Annotated in this window: 16 protein-coding genes, 3 pseudogenes and 1 other annotated feature; of the genes and pseudogenes, 1 reads left to right on the forward strand and 18 read right to left on the reverse strand. The window is 62.4% G+C overall.

Features of this window, described 5'->3' with window-relative positions; genetic code table 11:
- Positions 1-32: 32 nt before the first annotated feature.
- Positions 33-91 (reverse strand) — a sequence feature (sul1 is cis-regulatory element that is thought to sense ions involved in sulfur or methionine metabolism; They are found in Alphaproteobacteria).
- Between the two features lie 90 nt (positions 92-181).
- Positions 182-2,694 (reverse strand): annotated as a pseudogene (locus ACLGGT_RS19915) (cation:proton antiporter).
- A gap of 92 nt (positions 2,695-2,786) precedes the next feature.
- The gene (locus ACLGGT_RS19920; protein WP_081506497.1) at positions 2,787-3,752 is read right to left on the reverse strand and encodes a calcium/sodium antiporter; all 966 of its coding nucleotides are present in this window, start codon (positions 3,750-3,752) and stop codon (positions 2,787-2,789) included.
- 201 nt (positions 3,753-3,953) lie between these two features.
- Here ACLGGT_RS19920 and ACLGGT_RS19925 point away from each other — a divergent pair.
- Positions 3,954-4,573: pseudogene (locus ACLGGT_RS19925) on the forward strand (exopolysaccharide biosynthesis protein).
- 20 nt (positions 4,574-4,593) lie between these two features.
- On the opposite strand, the pseudogene hypE reads toward ACLGGT_RS19925, so the two are convergent.
- The 16 genes and pseudogenes from hypE to ACLGGT_RS20005 form a co-directional block, all read right to left on the reverse strand.
- Positions 4,594-5,615, reverse strand: a pseudogene (gene hypE / locus ACLGGT_RS19930) (hydrogenase expression/formation protein HypE).
- A 57-nt stretch (positions 5,616-5,672) separates the two neighbouring features.
- Entirely contained in the window at positions 5,673-6,815 is a 1,143-nt protein-coding gene (hypD, locus tag ACLGGT_RS19935; protein ID WP_008282494.1) for a hydrogenase formation protein HypD, read from the reverse strand.
- Entirely contained in the window at positions 6,812-7,102 is a 291-nt protein-coding gene (gene hypC, locus ACLGGT_RS19940; protein ID WP_008282495.1) for a HypC/HybG/HupF family hydrogenase formation chaperone, read from the reverse strand. Before hypC ends, hypD begins: the two co-directional genes overlap by 4 nt.
- Before the next feature lie 3 nt (positions 7,103-7,105).
- Entirely contained in the window at positions 7,106-8,578 is a 1,473-nt protein-coding gene (locus ACLGGT_RS19945; protein ID WP_151978987.1) for a sigma-54-dependent transcriptional regulator, read from the reverse strand.
- A 3-nt stretch (positions 8,579-8,581) separates the two neighbouring features.
- A complete protein-coding gene (gene hypB, locus ACLGGT_RS19950; protein ID WP_437197341.1) occupies positions 8,582-9,397 on the reverse strand; it encodes a hydrogenase nickel incorporation protein HypB in 816 nt (271 codons plus the stop codon).
- On the reverse strand, positions 9,397-9,738 hold the full coding sequence (gene hypA / locus ACLGGT_RS19955) for a hydrogenase maturation nickel metallochaperone HypA (protein WP_437197342.1): 342 nt from the start codon (positions 9,736-9,738) through the stop codon (positions 9,397-9,399). Before hypA ends, hypB begins: the two co-directional genes overlap by 1 nt.
- Positions 9,731-10,582 (reverse strand): hypothetical protein, encoded by an 852-nt coding sequence (locus ACLGGT_RS19960; RefSeq protein WP_437197343.1) that lies wholly within the window; start codon positions 10,580-10,582, stop codon positions 9,731-9,733. Before ACLGGT_RS19960 ends, hypA begins: the two co-directional genes overlap by 8 nt.
- 4 nt (positions 10,583-10,586) lie before the next feature.
- Positions 10,587-11,372 carry a [NiFe]-hydrogenase assembly chaperone HybE gene (hybE, locus tag ACLGGT_RS19965; protein WP_437197344.1) on the reverse strand — a complete coding sequence of 262 codons (786 nt, stop codon included), beginning with the start codon at positions 11,370-11,372 and terminating at the stop codon, positions 10,587-10,589.
- Complete coding sequence (locus ACLGGT_RS19970) at positions 11,369-12,202, reverse strand: hydrogenase expression/formation protein (RefSeq protein ID WP_437197345.1); 834 nt, start codon at positions 12,200-12,202, stop codon at positions 11,369-11,371. The genes hybE and ACLGGT_RS19970 overlap by 4 nt, the downstream gene beginning before the upstream one ends.
- A gap of 12 nt (positions 12,203-12,214) precedes the next feature.
- Complete coding sequence (locus ACLGGT_RS19975) at positions 12,215-12,595, reverse strand: hydrogenase accessory protein (protein WP_081506506.1); 381 nt, start codon at positions 12,593-12,595, stop codon at positions 12,215-12,217.
- 13 nt (positions 12,596-12,608) lie between these two features.
- Positions 12,609-12,929, reverse strand: coding sequence for a HypC/HybG/HupF family hydrogenase formation chaperone (locus tag ACLGGT_RS19980; RefSeq protein ID WP_437197346.1), 321 nt, complete (start codon positions 12,927-12,929; stop codon positions 12,609-12,611).
- A 3-nt stretch (positions 12,930-12,932) separates the two neighbouring features.
- Positions 12,933-13,541, reverse strand: coding sequence for a HyaD/HybD family hydrogenase maturation endopeptidase (locus tag ACLGGT_RS19985; RefSeq protein WP_081506508.1), 609 nt, complete (start codon positions 13,539-13,541; stop codon positions 12,933-12,935).
- Positions 13,542-13,786: 245 nt separating this feature from the next.
- Positions 13,787-14,524 carry a Ni/Fe-hydrogenase, b-type cytochrome subunit gene (cybH, locus tag ACLGGT_RS19990; RefSeq protein ID WP_008282506.1) on the reverse strand — a complete coding sequence of 246 codons (738 nt, stop codon included), beginning with the start codon at positions 14,522-14,524 and terminating at the stop codon, positions 13,787-13,789.
- A 12-nt stretch (positions 14,525-14,536) separates the two neighbouring features.
- Entirely contained in the window at positions 14,537-14,728 is a 192-nt protein-coding gene (locus ACLGGT_RS19995) for a hypothetical protein (RefSeq protein WP_437197347.1), read from the reverse strand.
- 19 nt (positions 14,729-14,747) lie between these two features.
- Positions 14,748-16,538 carry a nickel-dependent hydrogenase large subunit gene (locus ACLGGT_RS20000; protein WP_437197348.1) on the reverse strand — a complete coding sequence of 597 codons (1,791 nt, stop codon included), beginning with the start codon at positions 16,536-16,538 and terminating at the stop codon, positions 14,748-14,750.
- 3 nt (positions 16,539-16,541) lie between these two features.
- A complete protein-coding gene (locus ACLGGT_RS20005; protein WP_008282510.1) occupies positions 16,542-17,648 on the reverse strand; it encodes a hydrogenase small subunit in 1,107 nt (368 codons plus the stop codon).
- Positions 17,649-17,833: the final 185 nt, after the last annotated feature.

Genomic DNA, 17,833 nt, shown 5'->3' on the forward strand with positions numbered 1-17,833 from the left:
TAACCGGCCCGACGACGCGCTTGAGAGCTTTAGATGATCCGGCGGATAGGCGGCCGGAAGAGCCATCCGGGGATTGCACCCGAAATCCATGCGATTAGGTCGCGGATTTAACCGACGCAGGCTCGAATGCCAAGCCATTTCCGCCGCAATGCAGCAAGTCGCACCGGCGCGTGCCGCAGCCTTATGCGTCGATCAGCGCGGGAATGGTGAACGCATCTGTCTTGACCCCGCGCGCCTTGGCGCTTTGACGCACCGCCTCTTGCAACCCCGCGCTGCGTTTCAGCAACCGCCGAAACCGCACCTCATCCAGCACCAGCAGGGTTGAGGACGAAATCGCCGTGACCGCGGTGCGGCGCGGTTTCTGCATCAGGATGGCCATCTGTCCAAACATCTCGCCCCGGCCCAAACGCCATGTCTGCCCCGCAACCGCCAGTTCTACTGCACCCGAAGCGATAAAGAACACGCGCCGTGCGGGCGAATCTTTGCGCAGGATCACATCGCCCTCGTTGACATACCGCGTCCGCAACGCGCGCGTCAGCTGCCGCAAACTGCGTTCATCAAGATCGGCAAACAGCGGAAATTGCCGGACCAACTCGGCCTTTTGCACCGCCACATCAAGCTTGGGGCGCTGCTCCTCACGCAACCGGCGCGTGGCGATGTCCTGCATCAGCGACACATGCAATTCCGCCCCGATCAGCCCATCCTCGCGCAACATCCCGTATTCGCGCTCTTCCAGCCGCAGCGCGGTGCGCCGGATGAACCGCCGCTCCAATTCCTCGGCATAACCGGGATATTGCAGCCGCAATCCCTCAAGCGCGGTTTCCACCGCCTCCTGCCGCCGTGTCAGCAACTCGTGCAACAGGTCCGCCACCCGCTTGCCATGAATGCGCCGAATGCGCCCATCAATAAACCCGTTCAGGTCGCGCAGGATCAGACGCTGCGACAACAGCACCTCGAACCGGTCCGCCGTCATCAAGGCAAGGGGCCGCGAAATCCGCAGCCGGTTATTCAGCAGCACCGCAAAGCGAAACGCGCGCCCATACCGCAAACTGCGCCGCGCTGCGCGCTGATAGCCGGTCCGCCCACCCGAGCGCGCAGCCTCAATCAGCCGGTCGGCTTCGGTCAGGATCTGCTCCGACAGCCGAGCCGAAATCGCCTGTTCGCGAAACCGCGCCAGAATGGTATCGCGCTCCGCCCCCGCCAAGGCGATCAGCCCCAGCGTGATGCGGTCGCGGTCCTGTATCTCGGCCCCCTCCTCTGCGGTCTCCACCGCCCGGTCCAGCCGTTCGGCAAAGCGCTTGGCCTCCGAACGCACGGTTTCGCGCGTCAGCTCATAATTCTCGGCGGTGCGCGCCACATCCGCGCGCACGGTCTGAAGCGCCACGGCAATGACCTGATTGCTCAGCGCCTGATCCAGCGGCGTAAGCCGGTCCAGCCCCAGCCGCCCGATCACCCATCTCAAGGTCGTGCCCTGCACCAACAGCGTGAAAAGGGTAAAGCCGGTGGCCAAAATACCCACCAACCGTTTGACCTCGACCGGCACCCTAAAACTCTCGGTCACAGCAAGGGCGAGCGCCAGCGTCACCGCCCCGCGCAATCCCCCCAGAGAATCGCGACGCGATAGGGCCGTTCCACCACCGGCGACAGCTTGAGCAGGCTCAACACTGGCATAAGGCCAAAGAGGATCACCGCCCGCGCCGCCACCGCCGCGGCAATGACCACGATGATCAGAAAAAAATCCCCCGCCCGCACTTCTTCCAGAAGACGCGGTATCAAGAGCGCCGCGAGAATAAAGATAAGCGCCCCTGCCCAATGCGCCAGCAAATCCCAGACCTCGCGCAGGTTGGTCCAGATAAGCGGCGGCAATCGCGCCGGACCCGTAAGGTTAAGCGTGAGACCCGCCGCCACAACGGCGATCACACCTGACGCCCCTATGCTCAGTTCCGCGCCGATATAGGCTAGATACGGCAACGCCACCGAGACCGAGATCACCGCAAGCTCATAGCGCGCCATCAGCGCCATAAGCCAGACAGCAATGCGCGCCGTGAGCCAGCCCACCACAGCGCCCCCCGCAATCAGCACCGGAAACTGCGCCAAGGCGTCCTGAAAGCTTGGGTCAGGCACCCCCAACATCACAAACGCCATGAAAAGACCGAAAAGCGCAATGGCCGCCGCGTCATTCAAGAGGCTTTCGCCCTCGATGATCCGCGACAAACGGCGTGGCGCGGAAATCGAGCGGAAAATGCCCACCACCGCCGACGGGTCGGTCGTGCTGACAATCGCGCCAATCAGCAGGCACGCCACCAGCGGCAGCGCACTCGCATAGGCCAACGCATAGCCTACCGCCAGCGTCGCCACCACCACCGCCACCACCGCCAGCACCAGAATGGGCACCCAATCATCCATCATCCGTCGCGGGTTGACCCCGAGCGTGACTTGAAAAAGCAGCGTGGGTAGAAACACATAAAGAAACACATTCGACCGGATCGGCAGGCCCAGAATGGCCTCGGCCACCGGGTTGAGCGCATCGGTCAACTCGGTGCGCAGGAAAAAGATCGCCCCGACCCCGATCAGCATCCCCAGACAGGCGAGGATCACGCTATAGGGCAGCCGCAGGCGCGCAGCCAAAGGGTCAGCCGCGGCGATTACCAGAAAGAGCGACGCAATGATCGTCGTGACAAGAACAATATCCATATCCCTGAAATAGCTGGAATTTCAGGAATTGGGAATCGAAGCTTGTCGGGGCTAGGGCAGGTTTTTGCCGGATCGCGCCGCCCCTGTGCCGATCACGCCACCATGCCACCCGTGAAAAGCATAACCATATAGGCCGCATAAAGCCCCAGCATCACCAAACCCCAACCCCGGCCAATCCTGCGCGTGGCAAAAAGCAGCGCAAGCAGCAAAAGCGCCACGCCAAGCATAACCGGCGTGTCGACATCACGAAACCGCGCACTGACTTCAATAGGCTGGATCACCACGGTCACGCCCAGAATGGCCAGAATGTTAAAGATGTTCGAGCCGATCACATTGCCCAGCACCACATCGGATTGCCGCCGGATCGCGGCGACGATGGCGGTGGCCAGTTCCGGCAAAGACGTGCCAATCGCCACCAGCGACAGGCCGATCACCGCATCCGGCACGCCATAGACGCGCGCGATGTTCACGGCCCCCTCAACCAGCAGGTCCGCACCGAACACCAGCGCCACGATACCGCCCAAAGCCAATAGCGGCGGCACCCAGCGACGCGCGGCAACGCCCCCAGCGAACGCCTCCGCCTCATGCTGAAAGGTCTGCGCGCTGCGGTCGCGCCGCTCCAACCAATAGCTGGCGACCAGATAGCCCACCAAAACCAGCAGCATGGCGATGCCTTCCATCCGGCTGATCACCGCACCCTGCACCAGCGCAAAGGCGACAAGGCTGACCAAGGTCGCCACCAACGCCTCGCGCACCGCTGTCCGCGCCCAGCCCATGACCGGCGCGATCACCGCCGCCAAACCAAAGATGAGCAGTATATTGGCGATGTTCGATCCCACCACATTGCCCAAGGCAATTTCCGACGCCCCATCCAGAGCAGCTTTGACCGACACCAGCAATTCGGGCGTCGAGGTGCCAAAGCCCACGATCACCAATCCGATCAACAGCTTGGAAACGCCCATCCGCTCAGCGATTGCCACCGCGCCCCGTACCAGCGCCTCACCGCCCACAAACAAAAGAACGAGGCCCGCGGCCACGAGAACGAGATCGTGCAACATCTGGAATCCTGACTTGCCTTGTTCATCCCGGCGCCTGCCCGGACACAACGTGGGGGCACCTAAGGGTCCACAGACCAAAAGAGAAGGGGTGGCGCAAAATTTCGATGTTTATTCGTCATCATTCGCGACTAGACAGAGAGCAGCGATTGAATTCGGCCGCGCGGCATCCGATATGTCGCCCGGAACTGTGAGAGGCGCAGAATGACAGGCAAAAAAGCCAAGCGGAAACGACCCTCGCTGTCGCTTCCGATCCTGCGAACCTCGCGCGCCCAGCATCGCGCCGGAACCCTGACCTTGGGCACGCTCCTTACCGCCTTGGGCGAAACCTCTTTTGGTTGGGCTATTGTAGTGTTTTCGCTGGTGACACTCCTGCCCCTGCCCCCGGCACAACGCTTTTGACGGCTTTGCCTTTGCTGGTTACATCCGGCCAGATGGCTTTGGGGTATCCGCATGTCCGCCTGCCCGCGCGGCTTGCGGGGTTGCGCATCGACCAAGACCGCTTGCGTCGCGGCGTGCTGCGCCTACGCCCTGTAACGCGGCGGCTAGAGCGTATCCTAAGGCCGCGCTACATCACGCTTTTTGCGCGCCGCAACGAGCGTCCGCTCGGTCTTGTGCTCTTCGTGATCGCCTTCGCGCTCTTCTTGCCAGTGCCGCTCAGCGGCTGGTTCCCGGCGGTCTCGCTCTTCACCGTGGGCGTGGGCATTGTCGAACGTGACGGGCTCGTGACCTTCGTCGGCCTCATACTTGGGGCTCTCTCGGTCCTGCTGACTGTCGCCATCATTCTGTCTCTCGCAGCAGGGGCTGACGCGCTCCTGCACTAAGCGCGCAAACGCCCCCTATCTCAGCAGATCCGCGGCAATTGCTCGCCCACCAGCATGTCAACAATCCGCGCACCGCCAAAAAGCGTGCGCATCGTGACCTGACCGGCACGCCCCGACAACACCCGCCCAATCGCCACCGCGCCGGCACCTTCGGGGCGCGCGCGCATCGCAGTCAGCGCCGCCTCAGCTTCCGCCTCAGGCACCACCAAAACCATCCGCCCCTCATTCGCCAGGTAGAGCGGTTCAAGCCCAAGGATCTCGCAAATCCCCCGGACTTCTGGTCGCAACGGCAATACCGCCTCGTCAATCTCAATCGCCAGCCCCGCCGCCGCCGCCATCTCATTGAGCACCGAGGCCACACCGCCCCGCGTCGCATCGCGCGCCGCACGTGTGCCCGGTGCCGCCGCCAGCACCGCCTCCATCAGATGCCCCAATCCCTGACAATCCGACACCAGATCCACCGACAGCGCCATATCCCCCGCGCCGCCAAAATCGCCGCGCCGTGATCGCCCAGCACGCCATTGACCAGCACCACATCGCCCACCCGGATATGCCCGGCCTGCAAATTCCGCCCCGGCGGGATCACCCCAACACCCGCAGTGGTTACAAAAAGCTTGTCCGCCATGCCGCGCCCCACCACCTTGGTGTCCCCGGTCACAATCCGCACCCCTGCCGCCTCTGCCTCCGCCTGCATCGAACCCACGATCCGCCGCAAGAGCGCCACTTCGGTTCCCTCTTCGATGATGAACGCCGCCGACAGCCAGAGTGGCCGCGCGCCCCCTACCACCAGATCATTGACCGTGCCACAGACCGCAATCGTGCCGATATCGCCCCCCGGAAACTCGACCGGATCGACGACGAAACTGTCGGTGGTGAACGCCAGCCGCGCCCCCGGCTCTTGCAAGGCAGCATCCATCAGCCGCGCCTGATCCTCCATCATCTCGGGCGCAAAAACCGATGTGAACACCTCTTCGATCAGATCCCGCATCGCCGTGCCGCCGCCGCCATGGGCCAGCGTGACCCGCGTATCCCTCAAACTCATGCTGTCATCTTTCCAAAAATACTCAGGAAGAGCACCAAAGGCGCAGGGGCAGCGCCCCTATCCCGCCCGCTCCACAGCCCGCGCACCGCCATACTGATAATAGGCGGCACAGGCCCCTTCCGAGCTGACCATCAGCGCGCCAAGCGGCATCTCTGGCGTGCAGCCGCGCCCAAACTGTGGGCACTCCACCGGCTTGATCCGCCCCGTCATCACCGCCCCGCAAGCGCAGCCCTCGGGCTCTGGCACAGTGCGGCGCTCGGCCCCATAGCCCACGCCAAATTTCACCTCTGCGTCATAGGCAGCATAGGCCGGGCGGATGCGCAGCCCGCTTGCGTCAATCTCGCCCAAGCCCCGCCACTCGAACGAGGGGCGCGGCTCGTAGACATCGGCAATCGCCGCAAGGCTTACCGGGTTGCCATGTTCCGGCACCACACGGGCATATTGGTTTTCCACCTCCGCCCGCCCGTCGCGGATCTGTTCCAGCACCATCAGCACCGATTGCAGCAGGTCCAGTGGCTCGAACCCCGCCACCACGATGGGCTTGCCATAGTCGCGGGCAATGAAATCATAAGGATGGATGCCGATCACCATCGACACATGCCCCGGCCCCACAAACCCATCCAGCCGCATATACGGGTCATCGAGCAGCGCCTTGATGGGGGGTGGCACGGTGATATGATTGCAAAACACACTGAAATTCGCCAACCCCTCACGCGCCGCCGCTTGGATCGACAGCGCCGTTGACGGCGTCGTGGTCTCAAACCCCAGACCAAAGAAAACAACCTCGCGCTCGGGGTTGCGCCGCGCAATTTCCAGCGCATCCAGCGGCGAATAGACCATGCGGATATCCGCCCCCTCGGCCTTGGCCTGAAGCAGGCTCTTGGCGCTACCCGGCACGCGCATCGCATCGCCAAAGGTGGTAAAGATCACGCGCGGATCTTCGGCCAGTTCCACACATTCATCCACCCGCGCCATCGGCAGCACACAGACCGGACAGCCGGGGCCATGGATGAAATCCAAACCCTCCGGCACCAACTTGTCGAGGCCGTAGCGAAAGATCGCATGGGTATGCCCGCCACAAACCTCCATGATGCGCGTGGGGTTTTCCGCGGTCGCGCCAATCTCATCCGTCACAGCGGCAATCCGCGCCAAAAGCGCCTGCGCCGCCTTGGGGTCGCGGAATTCATCTGCGTATTTCATACCTGCCCCTCCAGTGCCGCATCGCCCGCCGCCATGGCCTCCAGCGTTTCCTGCGCTTCGCCCAAGCCTCGCAACGCCTCCAGCGTCTTGGCCGCCTCGTCGGCGTCAATCACCGCCATGGCAAAGCCCACATGGATCAGCGCCCATTGCCCCACAAGATCGTCAAGCGGCCCCTGCGCAATACAGGCCACATTGACCGCGCGCCGCACACCCGAGACCTCGGCCATGGCCATCATGCGGGCGGCATCGGTAACGGCAATGATCTGACCGGGTATTCCCAGACACATGGCTCACTCCTCCTCTGATTGGGGCACTTTGCCCGGTTCCTCGATGCCATAACGCTCGATCTTGGCGCGCAGGCCCACTCGGCTCAGATCCAGTTCCTGCGCCGCGCGGCTCTTGTTCCATTTCAGCCGCGTCAGGGTCTCGCGCAGAATGCGCGCCTCGACCTCGTCCACCCGGTCTTTCAGCGTGCCGCGCCCTGTCAACACCGCCCCCAAGGCCAGATCAGGCTGCGTGCCGGGCGCCGCCTGCAGGATATGCCGCGAGATCAGTTCTGGCCCCAGCACGCTATCTTGCGAAAAGATCAACATGCGCGTGACCTCGTTTTCCAACTCGCGCAGGTTTCCGGGCCAGTCATAGCCCGCCAGAAACCGGGTCGCATCCTCTGACAGACCATGCACCGGCTTGCCATGCGCCGCCGCCGCGTCAAACAACAGCGTTTGCGCCAAAAGCCCGATATCGCCCCGCCGCTCGCGCAGCGGCGGCATCTCCAGCACCGCCCGCGCCAGGGCATAATACAGATCCGCGCGAAATCGCCCCTCGGCCACCGCGATACGCAAATCGCAGTCTGCGCCCCCCAGCAGCCGCAGATCAACACGGCTCACCTCATGGCTGCCCGCCGGGCGAAACGCCCCGTCCCGCGCCACCCGCAACAGCGCCAGTTGCATCCTCGGGCTCAGCCCCGCCAGACCATTAAGGAACAGCGTGCCCCGATCCGCCTTTTGCACCAGCCCCACCTTGCCGGTCTGAAGCCCCGCAATCGCACCCCGCCTTGCGCCGAACAGCTCCAACTCGAGAATATCGTCCTCAACCCCGGTGCAGTCGATTTCCTGAAACGGTCGGTCCGCGCGCAACGACCCATAGTGCATCGCCCGCGCCAGAGCCGCCTTGCCGGTGCCCGCCTCGCCGGTGATCAACACCGGCACATCGAAACTCGCGTATTGCCGCGCCTGCGCGATCACGGCGTTGAGCGGCGAATTGGGTGCGCGCAGCACCTTTTCAAATCCCAGCCCCTCGCGCAGCGCCCGACGCTGCTGCCCAAGCTTGCTTTCGACAGTGCGCGCCAGATACCGCATTTCCAGCGACATCCGCTCATGCTCGCGGCTCAGACGAAAAAGGTCGGCGGCATTCTTGGCGGTCATCAACAGGTGATCGGGATGCCAAGGCTTGGTGACAAACTGATAAATCCCCGCCTCATTGATCGCCGCGATCATGTCATTGGTTTCGGTGAACCCGGTGATGATAATGCGCACCGTTTCAGGCCAGCGGTCGCGCATGTCGGTCAGAAACGTCACACCCGAGCGTCCGGGCATGCGCTGATCGCAGAAAATCACCTGCACGTCATGCTCGGCCATCAACCGCGCCGCCTCGTCCGCGTCCGAGGCCGTCAGACAATCAAACTCATCCTCCAACGCCATCCGCATGGCATTCAGGGAATGCGCCTCGTCATCGACCAGCAGAAGGGTGGGCAGGGTCGTCATCCCTCACTCCGCCGCCGCGCGGGCCGCTTTGCGCGCCAGCGCGCCTTGCAACCAGCCCAGCCAGCTTTGCATCCCCTCGCCCGTGCGCGCCGAGATGCGGATCACCTCCAGCCCCGGATTGACGCGGCGCAGATTGGCCTCATAGAGATCGAGATCGACATCGCAATAGGGGGCAAGATCAACCTTGTTCAGCAAGGCCAGCCGTGAGGCGGTGAACATATCGGGATATTTCAACGGCTTGTCCTCGCCCTCGGTCACACTCAGGATTGCCACCTTGCAATCCTCGCCCAGATCGAACGCAGCGGGGCAAACCAGATTGCCGACATTCTCGATAAAAAGCAGCGAGGCGGGCGCAAGATCCAGATGCTCCATCGCATGCCCCACCATATGCCCATCCAGATGACAGCCCTTGCCCGTATTGACCTGCACGGCCTGCGCCCCGGTGGCACGAATGCGGTCGGCATCATTGGCGGTCTGCTGATCGCCCTCGATCACCGCCAAGGGCTGCGCGCCCAAGGCCTCGATCGTCTTGCACAAAACGGTGGTCTTGCCCGATCCCGGTGACGACACAAGATTGATCGCAAAGGCCCCTAATGCTGCCAGCCGCGCCCGGTTGGCGGCGGCATAACGGTCATTCTTGGCCAGAATATCGGTCTCGATTTCGATCAGCCGCGCCTGAGACATCCCCGCCACCTCAACCCCCGCCGGACCATGGCCGAAATGCAAATCGCCGTGGCCATGATGATGGGGGGCATGGTGGTGATGATCATGCCCCTGCCCTTCGACCGTTCCCGTTCCACATCCGCAAACCGTGCACATCAGATCACCTCCATATCCTTGATCCGCATTTCTTCCCCCGCCACCGGCATCAGCCGCCCGCCGCCACAGTCCGGACAGGGCGACAGCCGCTCGGCAATCTCGACCTCGGTCATGCAGTCGTAGCACAGCGCCCGACCGACCAAGTCGACCATCTCGAGCCGCGCCCCCTCGGCCACGCTGCCGCGCATCACCACATCAAAGGCAAATTCCAGCGCCGGTTTCTCGACACAGGCAAAGCGCCCGATTTCGACCCGCAGCACCTTGACCTGTGCAAAGGCATGCACCCGCGCCTGATCCTCGATCACCCGGCGCATGCCCTCAACCAACGACATCTCATGCATCTGCGCCCCCCTCCAGCGTGACCGGCGAGCACGGATCAAGCAGATCGACCAATAGCCCCGCCTCAGCATGCTTGGCCCGCGGCAGGCTGGCAAGCGCCTGCGCCATGGGTCCGCCACACGCCATCAGGTGATCGGTGGGCGTCACCCGCTCAAGATGCCAAACCCGGCCCGCCCGAACCTCGGCCCGCACCGCATAAAGCCCGCGCGCGGCGGGCACCACCGCCACCCCGTCCGGGGTAAGCTGCGGTATGGGCAAATCGCCCCGCAACGCCGCTTGCAGATCGAGCGCCCGCGCCACAACGCGCCAGAGCGGCCCCCGCCCATAGTGCGCCTCGACATGGCGCATCACCGGATGCACCAGATGCCGCGCGGCGATAGAGTTTTCTTGCGCGCTCAGGGTGAAAATGCTCTCGGGGGTTACCACGGGCATAACGCCACAAACCCCCTCGCCCGGCCCGAACCGCCCCGCCACCGCCCGCAACAGCGGCCCAATCCCGACATCTCCCCCCATATACCGCGCAAACCCGTCCGCATCGCCCGGAAAGTCACCGCCCAGCACCTCCCGGCCCACCTGTGCAGGCAGGCCCAGCCGCACCGGCCAGACCACGCTCAGCTTCAGCGCATGTTCGCGCGCAATCTCAGCCGCAAGCGCGCCGCTCTCACCCCTCTCCAACCCCAAGGCCATCCGCAGCCCGAGTGTCTGCGCCACACGGCAGAGGTTGAAAAGCCGCGGCAGCAATTCGGCCACCGCCTCCACCTCACGCCCCTCGACCAGACGCGCCAGCGGCAGGGGCGGTGCAGGCACCGCGCGCAAGCCACTCACGTTCCGGTCAAGGTCCAGCATCGCCTCAACCCTCGCCTGCCAAACCGCCGGAAATCACCTGCCGCCGGGTCGGGGCCTCCGATAGAACCTCTGGCAACGTCGGCACGTCTAACAGCGCCAATTCCGCCTCGCGCGCAGCGCGGATATCGACGGCGCGGTCGGTCTCGGCACGATGCTCGTCCTGAAAGAGCGCCACCATCACCGCCCGTGCCACATCAACCGCCTGCGCTTGGCTGCGAAACTCGCCCATCGGGGAAAACAGCGAACAGGCCTTATAGCCCCCCACCATCTCGCGCACATTGTGGATGAATTCATACTCGCCCGAGGCAAATCCGATCACCTCTTTGGTCCCCGGCACAAGGGTCGACCAATCCTCACCCTCGCCCGCAAGCACCACAAGGTTCATGAACCACGGGCTGATCAAAACCCCGATTGGCCGCCCCTCATGCACGAGAAACCCCACCGCTTGCACATGCAAAAGCTTGTTCACAATCGGCACATCGCGCATTTTGCCATGCCAGACTTCGGTGAAATCCGTGACCAGCGCATGGGTCTTGGCCCCGATCATCGCCGCCTCTGCAATGGCCCCGCTGCCGGGGTCCTCGCCCACCAGAAATTGCTCTTTGGGCGCATCGCAATTGGGGCATTTCCAATCCTCGGGCAGCGCCATGAACGGCGTGCCGGGGTCAATCTGCCGGGTGTCGTCGCCCTCAGCCGGATCATAGGGCGTCCAGCAAATCTTGCATTCCATGATCGCCTGCGGGCTGATCTTGTCATTGGCCCCCAGATACGACCCCTCAAAGCCGCTCATCGGATCGCCTCCAACACTTCACCAATGCGCCCGCCGCTGTCGTCCAAATCCTCAGGCGCGGCCAAGGCCACCTCGGGCATGGCCGTCACCTCGAACGTATCGAGAATAAGCACATCCATCGAGTTGTAGAACCGCACCCGCCAGACATGCGGCAAGGCGGTCGCAGTGATCCGGCAATTGCCATAGCCACGCGACAGAATATCGACAGAGCCTTGGCCAAGCTGCGCCTCCAACCACTCCAGATCTGCCTCGGTATGCGGCAAAAGCGTGAGGTTGATCACATGCGCCTCTGCCCCCGGCACGAAATGCGCCGATTTATCCTGCAACTCAATCAACAGCGGCGGCGCATTCACCACCTGTGCGCTGCGCGGCACCTCTCGCATGGCCCGACGCGGGGCAAAGGCGCGGCTCAGCGCCTGTGCCGGCACCGGCCCAACCTCGATGGCATCCACTCCCGCGCCTTTCAGCCCCCAAACCCCGGCAAAAACGCTTTCCTGCACCGCAATCGCTGGAATGTCGTGGATCTTGATCGCCACCTCGCCCGCGCCCATCGTCTCGGCGACAAGCGCACGATTGGCGGCGTCCAACCCCGACAGATCAAACCGCCGGTTCACCCCATCCCGCCCGCAGGCCGTCGCCGCACGGGCAATCCCGCCCAAAAGGTCTAGGGCAGGCATCAGGCGGTCGTCCACCTCGACCTCGGGCAGATGCGGGGAATAGGCGCGCATGTCCTGCGGCATCGGCAGATATTCCAGCGCCGCGCCCTCCTCGCCCAAGGGCTGTGATCCGGGGCCAAAACCGGTGGGGGGCAGGTGAAAATTGCTGACCATATCGTGCCCTCCTCAGGCGGCGTTGCTGCGGGTCAGGATCTGCGTGATCCGGGCCATGTATTCATCCCAATCGCGCACCTTGGGCAGCGCGCCGATCACCGCGCCCGCGCGGTAGAAAATCAGGCTGGGCGTTTTCAGCACGCGGGTCGCCTCGCGCAGTTCCGTCTCAATCGCATCGCCCACCACGGCGCAATCAAACCGCCCCTGAAAGGCCATGCGCAATTCGGGCAGGATCACCGCCACATCGGCGCTCTCCAGATTGCGCGCGGGATCACCGGGGATGAACAAGGCATGCACCCCCTCACCCATGGTAAAGGCGGTCAGATCGTCCGCCGTATTCAAATAGGGCCAGCCCAGTTCGGCGCTCAGCCGGTCAATCAACGGATGTGTCATGGCCTTCCCTCTCTCATGCGGTTGTCTTGCCCGCAGCGCGGGCGGTTTCCAGATGCGGCGGCAAGGCAGGCGCGCGCGCCTCCAGATCGGCAAAGGCATCGCCCACACCGCCCCCCGCCATGATGGATTTGAGCGCGCGCACGGCGGCGGCGATCTTGACCGCCTCGCCCGCATCCAATACCTCGCGCGCGGCACCCAGATGGGTCAGAACCCATGTGCCGGGGGCGACCGCGCCCGTCAGCGTCAGATCAATCAACGTCTCGTCATCGCCATCCGTGGCGCACGCGGCGATCCCATTGACCGACAGAACCTGCATGGGAATCCCCACACACATGGCTCAGCCCTCACCGGGAAAGAACCGCGCATCGCCAACGCGACAGGCGACATCGGCACTCGGACGGCCCGTCTCATAGGCGTCCTGCCGGATCGACGGATCCGCAAGATAGGTGGCATCGCTCATACCGGGGCGCATCTCAACGCCCCAGTCGCGCAACCGCGCCAGCGCCACCTCAATCGCCGGATCAATCTGCGCCGCCACAACGGCCCGCAGCCCGCCGCCGTAATCCTCCAGCTCTTCAGGCTGACAGCCGATCAGCAACAGGTGGTCCGGGCAATAGCCCATCAGTTGCGCCGTCGCGATCACATCCTGAAATCCGGTCTGATGCAGGCTCATCTTTTTCGCGCCCATAAAGGCGGGCACGGCCTCGTCCTCGACAATCTTCATCGTGCCGGGCACCAGCCCATAATCGACCGCATCAAACACGATCAGCCGGTCAGCGGCCTCCATGAACGGCAAAAGGTATAGCCCCTGCGTGCCACCATCCAGCACCGTCACCCCCGGCCCAAACGACCAGCGCGCCGCCAGCCGCTCGACACAGCGCACACCAAACCCCTCATCCGCCCAGAGCACGTTTCCGATGCCCAGTATCAGCACGCTCGGTTGCATGTCCCCTCCTCCATGCCGCAGCCTTATCTCTGGCCCTAGAATGGCCACCTTGGCATGCCGGTGAACACCAAAAACCGATTTACGCACCCTGCTAAAAAGTGAATTAAAAACAGATGATTAGCGCTCTGGATCGCAACAATATGCAAAGCTACTTTTCACATTCACATCAATTCGGAAACCAATCAACCAAATAAAAAAGCGGGCCGAACGCCCGCTTTTCTGCACTCTCGTCCCAGAAAAACCCCTCAGTCCGGCAGATCATCCTTAAAGGTCCGCGTGCCCGAGATCATCGTCGAGACGATGGATTGACGGCTCATGATATCCTCTCGGATCGCCACATAGATATGCACGATCATGAAAATCACGATCCACCACATGCCAAGATGATGATAGGTATGCACGATATGCGGGTTGTTGCCAAAAAGCGTGAACACCCAACCAAAGAGCGCATAAAGCCCGCTTTCTTTGCCCAACCCTTCGGAATAAAGCGCAAGGCCCGTGACGATCATGAAACTCACCCCCAGGGTGATGAAACAGAACATCGCCAATTGCGCCAGCGGGTTGTGGCCCACGTATTTCTTGGGGGCACGTTCCAGAAACAGATACCAACGCACCTCAAAAAACACCTCGCGCCACCAGGACCCTCGCCAGATCGGCACATAGAATAGCTGCCGCGCATGGTGATTGCCAAAGATCGCCCAATACATCCGCCCCAGAAATCCTACCGTCAGAATCCACCCGGCTGCGAAATGCGCGAACCGGATGTAGCCAAAGACAAACTGATGCGTGGCCTCGGCAATCTGCATCGACGGCGGCGGCGAGCCGATGAAATAGCCCGTCACGCACAGGATCAGGATCGCGGCCGCATTGATCCAATGCCACAGGCGCACCGGCACCTCATAGACATAGACGCTTGTCTGTCGGCTGACCGTGGCAAGATCGCTCTCATCCACGTCTTGCAGCCCGCTTTCGGTCGTGCTCATGGCATGGCCCCCTCAATCCCGGTTGCGCGCAGCGCGCCAGACCGCCAGCCCGCCCAGAAACGCCGCCAACAGGATCAGCCCCGGCGCGTGCACAGGTGCTGCCAACCAATGCGACACCCCCTCCTGCGGCAGGTTCAGATCATGCCCCGGATGCGCCAGTGCCGCGCCAGCCCCAGCCAGATACATCGTAATCGCGTATTTCATTGCCCTCTCCTCCCTTGGCTTAACGGACCTTGACGGTGGTCAACTCGGCACCCTCTTCCGACATCACATGCGTCGAACAGGCCAGACACGGATCGAAACTGTGCAGTGTGCGCAGGATTTCGACCGGCTCGTCGGGGCGCTCCATCGGCGTGTTCATCAGGCTTGCCTCGAACGCCCCGATATTGCCCGCCGTATCACGGGGCGAACCGTTCCAGGTGGTCGGGACCACGCATTGATAATTCTCGATGCGGCCATCCTTGATCTTGATCCAATGGCCCAGCGCGCCGCGCGGTGCCTCGGTCATGCCCACGCCCTTGGCCTCTTTGGGCCATGTGCTTGGGTCCCATTTCGCAATATTTGCAGTGCTTTCATCGCCGTTCTTGATGTTCTGCACCAGCTTGTCGAAGAAATGCTTTTGCAGCCGCCCGCAATATTCGCTTTCCAGCGCCCGCGCCGCCGTCCGCCCAAGGGTCGAGAAGATCGCATCAAACGGCACATCGAGCGCCCGCAACAGGCCATCCACCTGATTGCGGATATCCTCATGCCCCTGCGCATAGCCCACGACATAGCGCGCCAGCGGCCCCACCTCCATCGCGTGCCCCTTCCAGCGCGGGGCCTTGATCCAGCTATATTTCGCCGCCTCGTCAATCTCTAGGATATTGGTGCGCGTGCCCTTGGCATTGGGGCCAAGCTCGTAATTGGCCTCGGTTTCGCCATCCCACGGATGCAGCCCCTTGCCCGCCTCCCCATAGCGATACCAGCTATGATCGACGAACTCCTGAATCTGGTCAGGATCGCGCACATCAACCTCATGCACCTCGTTGAGATTGCCATTGATAATGGCGCCGCGCGGCAAATGCAGGTTGGCGGGCGAGAAATCATTGGGGTTCTCGGGGAAGTCCCCATAGGCCATGACCGATTTTCCCGATAGCCCACCGCCATGCAGCCAGCCTTTATAAAAGCCACCAATGGCAATGACATCCGGCAAATACACGTTGCGATTGAACTCGTTGCACAGATCAATGATCGAGCTGACCAAATTCAGCCGCTCCATATTGATCGCCCCTACCGCCCCGGTGGAATGCACGTTGATCGGGCAGGGCACGCCGCCCACCAGCCAGTTGGGATGCGGGTTCTTGCCGCCAAAGATGGTGTGAACCTTGACGATCTCCTTTTGCAGATCGAGCGCCTCAAGGTAATGCGTCGTCGCCATCAAATCCGCCTCAGGCGGCAAGAGATAGGCGGGATTGTCCCAATAGCCGTTCTTGAACAGGCCAAGCTGCCCGCTCTCGACAAATTTCTTGAGCCGGTTCTGCACATCGCGGAAATATCCCGGCGAAGACAGCGGATGCGACGGGCTCACCGCCTGCTGCAATTCGCTCGTCGCCTTGGGATCGGCGCGCAACGCATTGATCGGGTTCACCCAATCCAGCGCATGCAGGTGATAGAAATGCACGACATGGTCATGAATTTCCAGGTTCAACTGCATGATATTACGGATCGAATTGGCATTGTCGGGGATCGTGATACCCAACGCATCCTCAACCGCGCGCACCGATGTCAGCGCATGCGTGCCGGTACACACCCCGCAAATCCGCTCGGTAAAGGCCCAGGCGTCGCGCGGATCGCGGCCCTTCAAAATCACCTCCAAGCCCCGCCACATGGTGCCGGTCGAGACCGCGTTGCGGATCACACCCTGCTCGTCCACATTCACTTCGCAGCGCATATGCCCTTCGATCCGCGTCACCGGGTCCACCACGATGCGGCGGCCTGTCGTGTCGAGGTCAAAGCCGTTTGGGGTCACAGTCATGGCTCATGCCTCCTCTTTGCTGGATTGCTTGCTGGGTTCGGTCTGGGTCTTTTTCTGCGCGGCCTTCAGCGCGGAAACGGCGGCATGAACCGCCACAGCGCCGCCCACCACACCGGCGGCGGCTATCCCCACCTTGTCGGCATTGGCCTCAACCCCGAACTGCGTCAGGTCCGTCACCCGGTCATAGAAACTGCCCTGATCCCAGAACCCATCCTCGGAACAGCCGATACAGCCATGGCCCGATTGAATGGGAAAACTCACGCCCTCATTCCAGCGCACGGTGGAACAAGCGTTATAGGTGGTCGGCCCCTTGCACCCCATCTTATAGAGGCAATAGCCCTTGCGCGCGTTCTCGTCGTCCCAAGCCTCAACGAATTGGCCCGCATCAAAATGCGGCCGACGATAGCACTTGTCATGGATACGCTGACCGTAAAACATCGCCGGCCGCCCCTGCCGATCCAATTCCGGCAGACGGTCAAAGGTCAGCATATAGGTGATGACCCCGGTCATCACTTCGGCAATCGGCGGGCATCCCGGCACCTTGATGATCGGCTTGTCCGTGATCACCTTATGCACGGGCGTGGCCTGCGTCGGATTGGGCTTGGCCGCCTGCACACAGCCATAAGACGCACAAGCGCCCCAGCTTATGATCGCCTTGGCATCCTTGGCCGCATGGCGCAGCTTTTCCACAAAGGGCTTGCCCCCGGTGATACAGAACATCCCGTCCTCGTTCAGCGGCGGATTGCCCTCGACCGCCAGAATATACTGGCCCTTGTATTTCTGGATCGTCTCTTCAAATGCCGCCTCAGCGGCATGCCCCGCCGCCGCCATCAGCGTGTCGTCGTAATCAAGGCTGATCATTGACAGCACCACATCCTTGGCCAGCGGATGCGCCGAGCGGATGAAACTCTCTGAACAACAGGTGCATTCCAACCCATGCACCCAGATCACCGGCGTGCGCGGCTTGGTCTCCATCGCATGGGCAATGCGTGGCACCATGGCCGGGCTCAGCCCCAAAGCAGCAGCGGTCAAAGAGCAGTATTTCATGAAACTGCGCCGGGTGATCCCCTGCCTGCGCATCACATCATAGAAGGTTTCGATCTGGCTCACGGCTGGTCCTCCCTCAGTCTTCCCCTTGGGATGCACGCGTATACATCCCCTCAAGGATCATCAGAACAAGGCGCGCGCCCCCTGTCCAAGAAAAGACACCTCTGCCGCCACGATAATAAATTGAAATGAAATCATGGCCTTGTCAGCGTTTTGCGCACAGGCGTCGCGTCTCCACCGGCCAGTCT

This window comes from Roseovarius sp. MS2, assembly GCF_051447875.1.
GTDB lineage: Bacteria > Pseudomonadota > Alphaproteobacteria > Rhodobacterales > Rhodobacteraceae > Roseovarius > Roseovarius mucosus_A.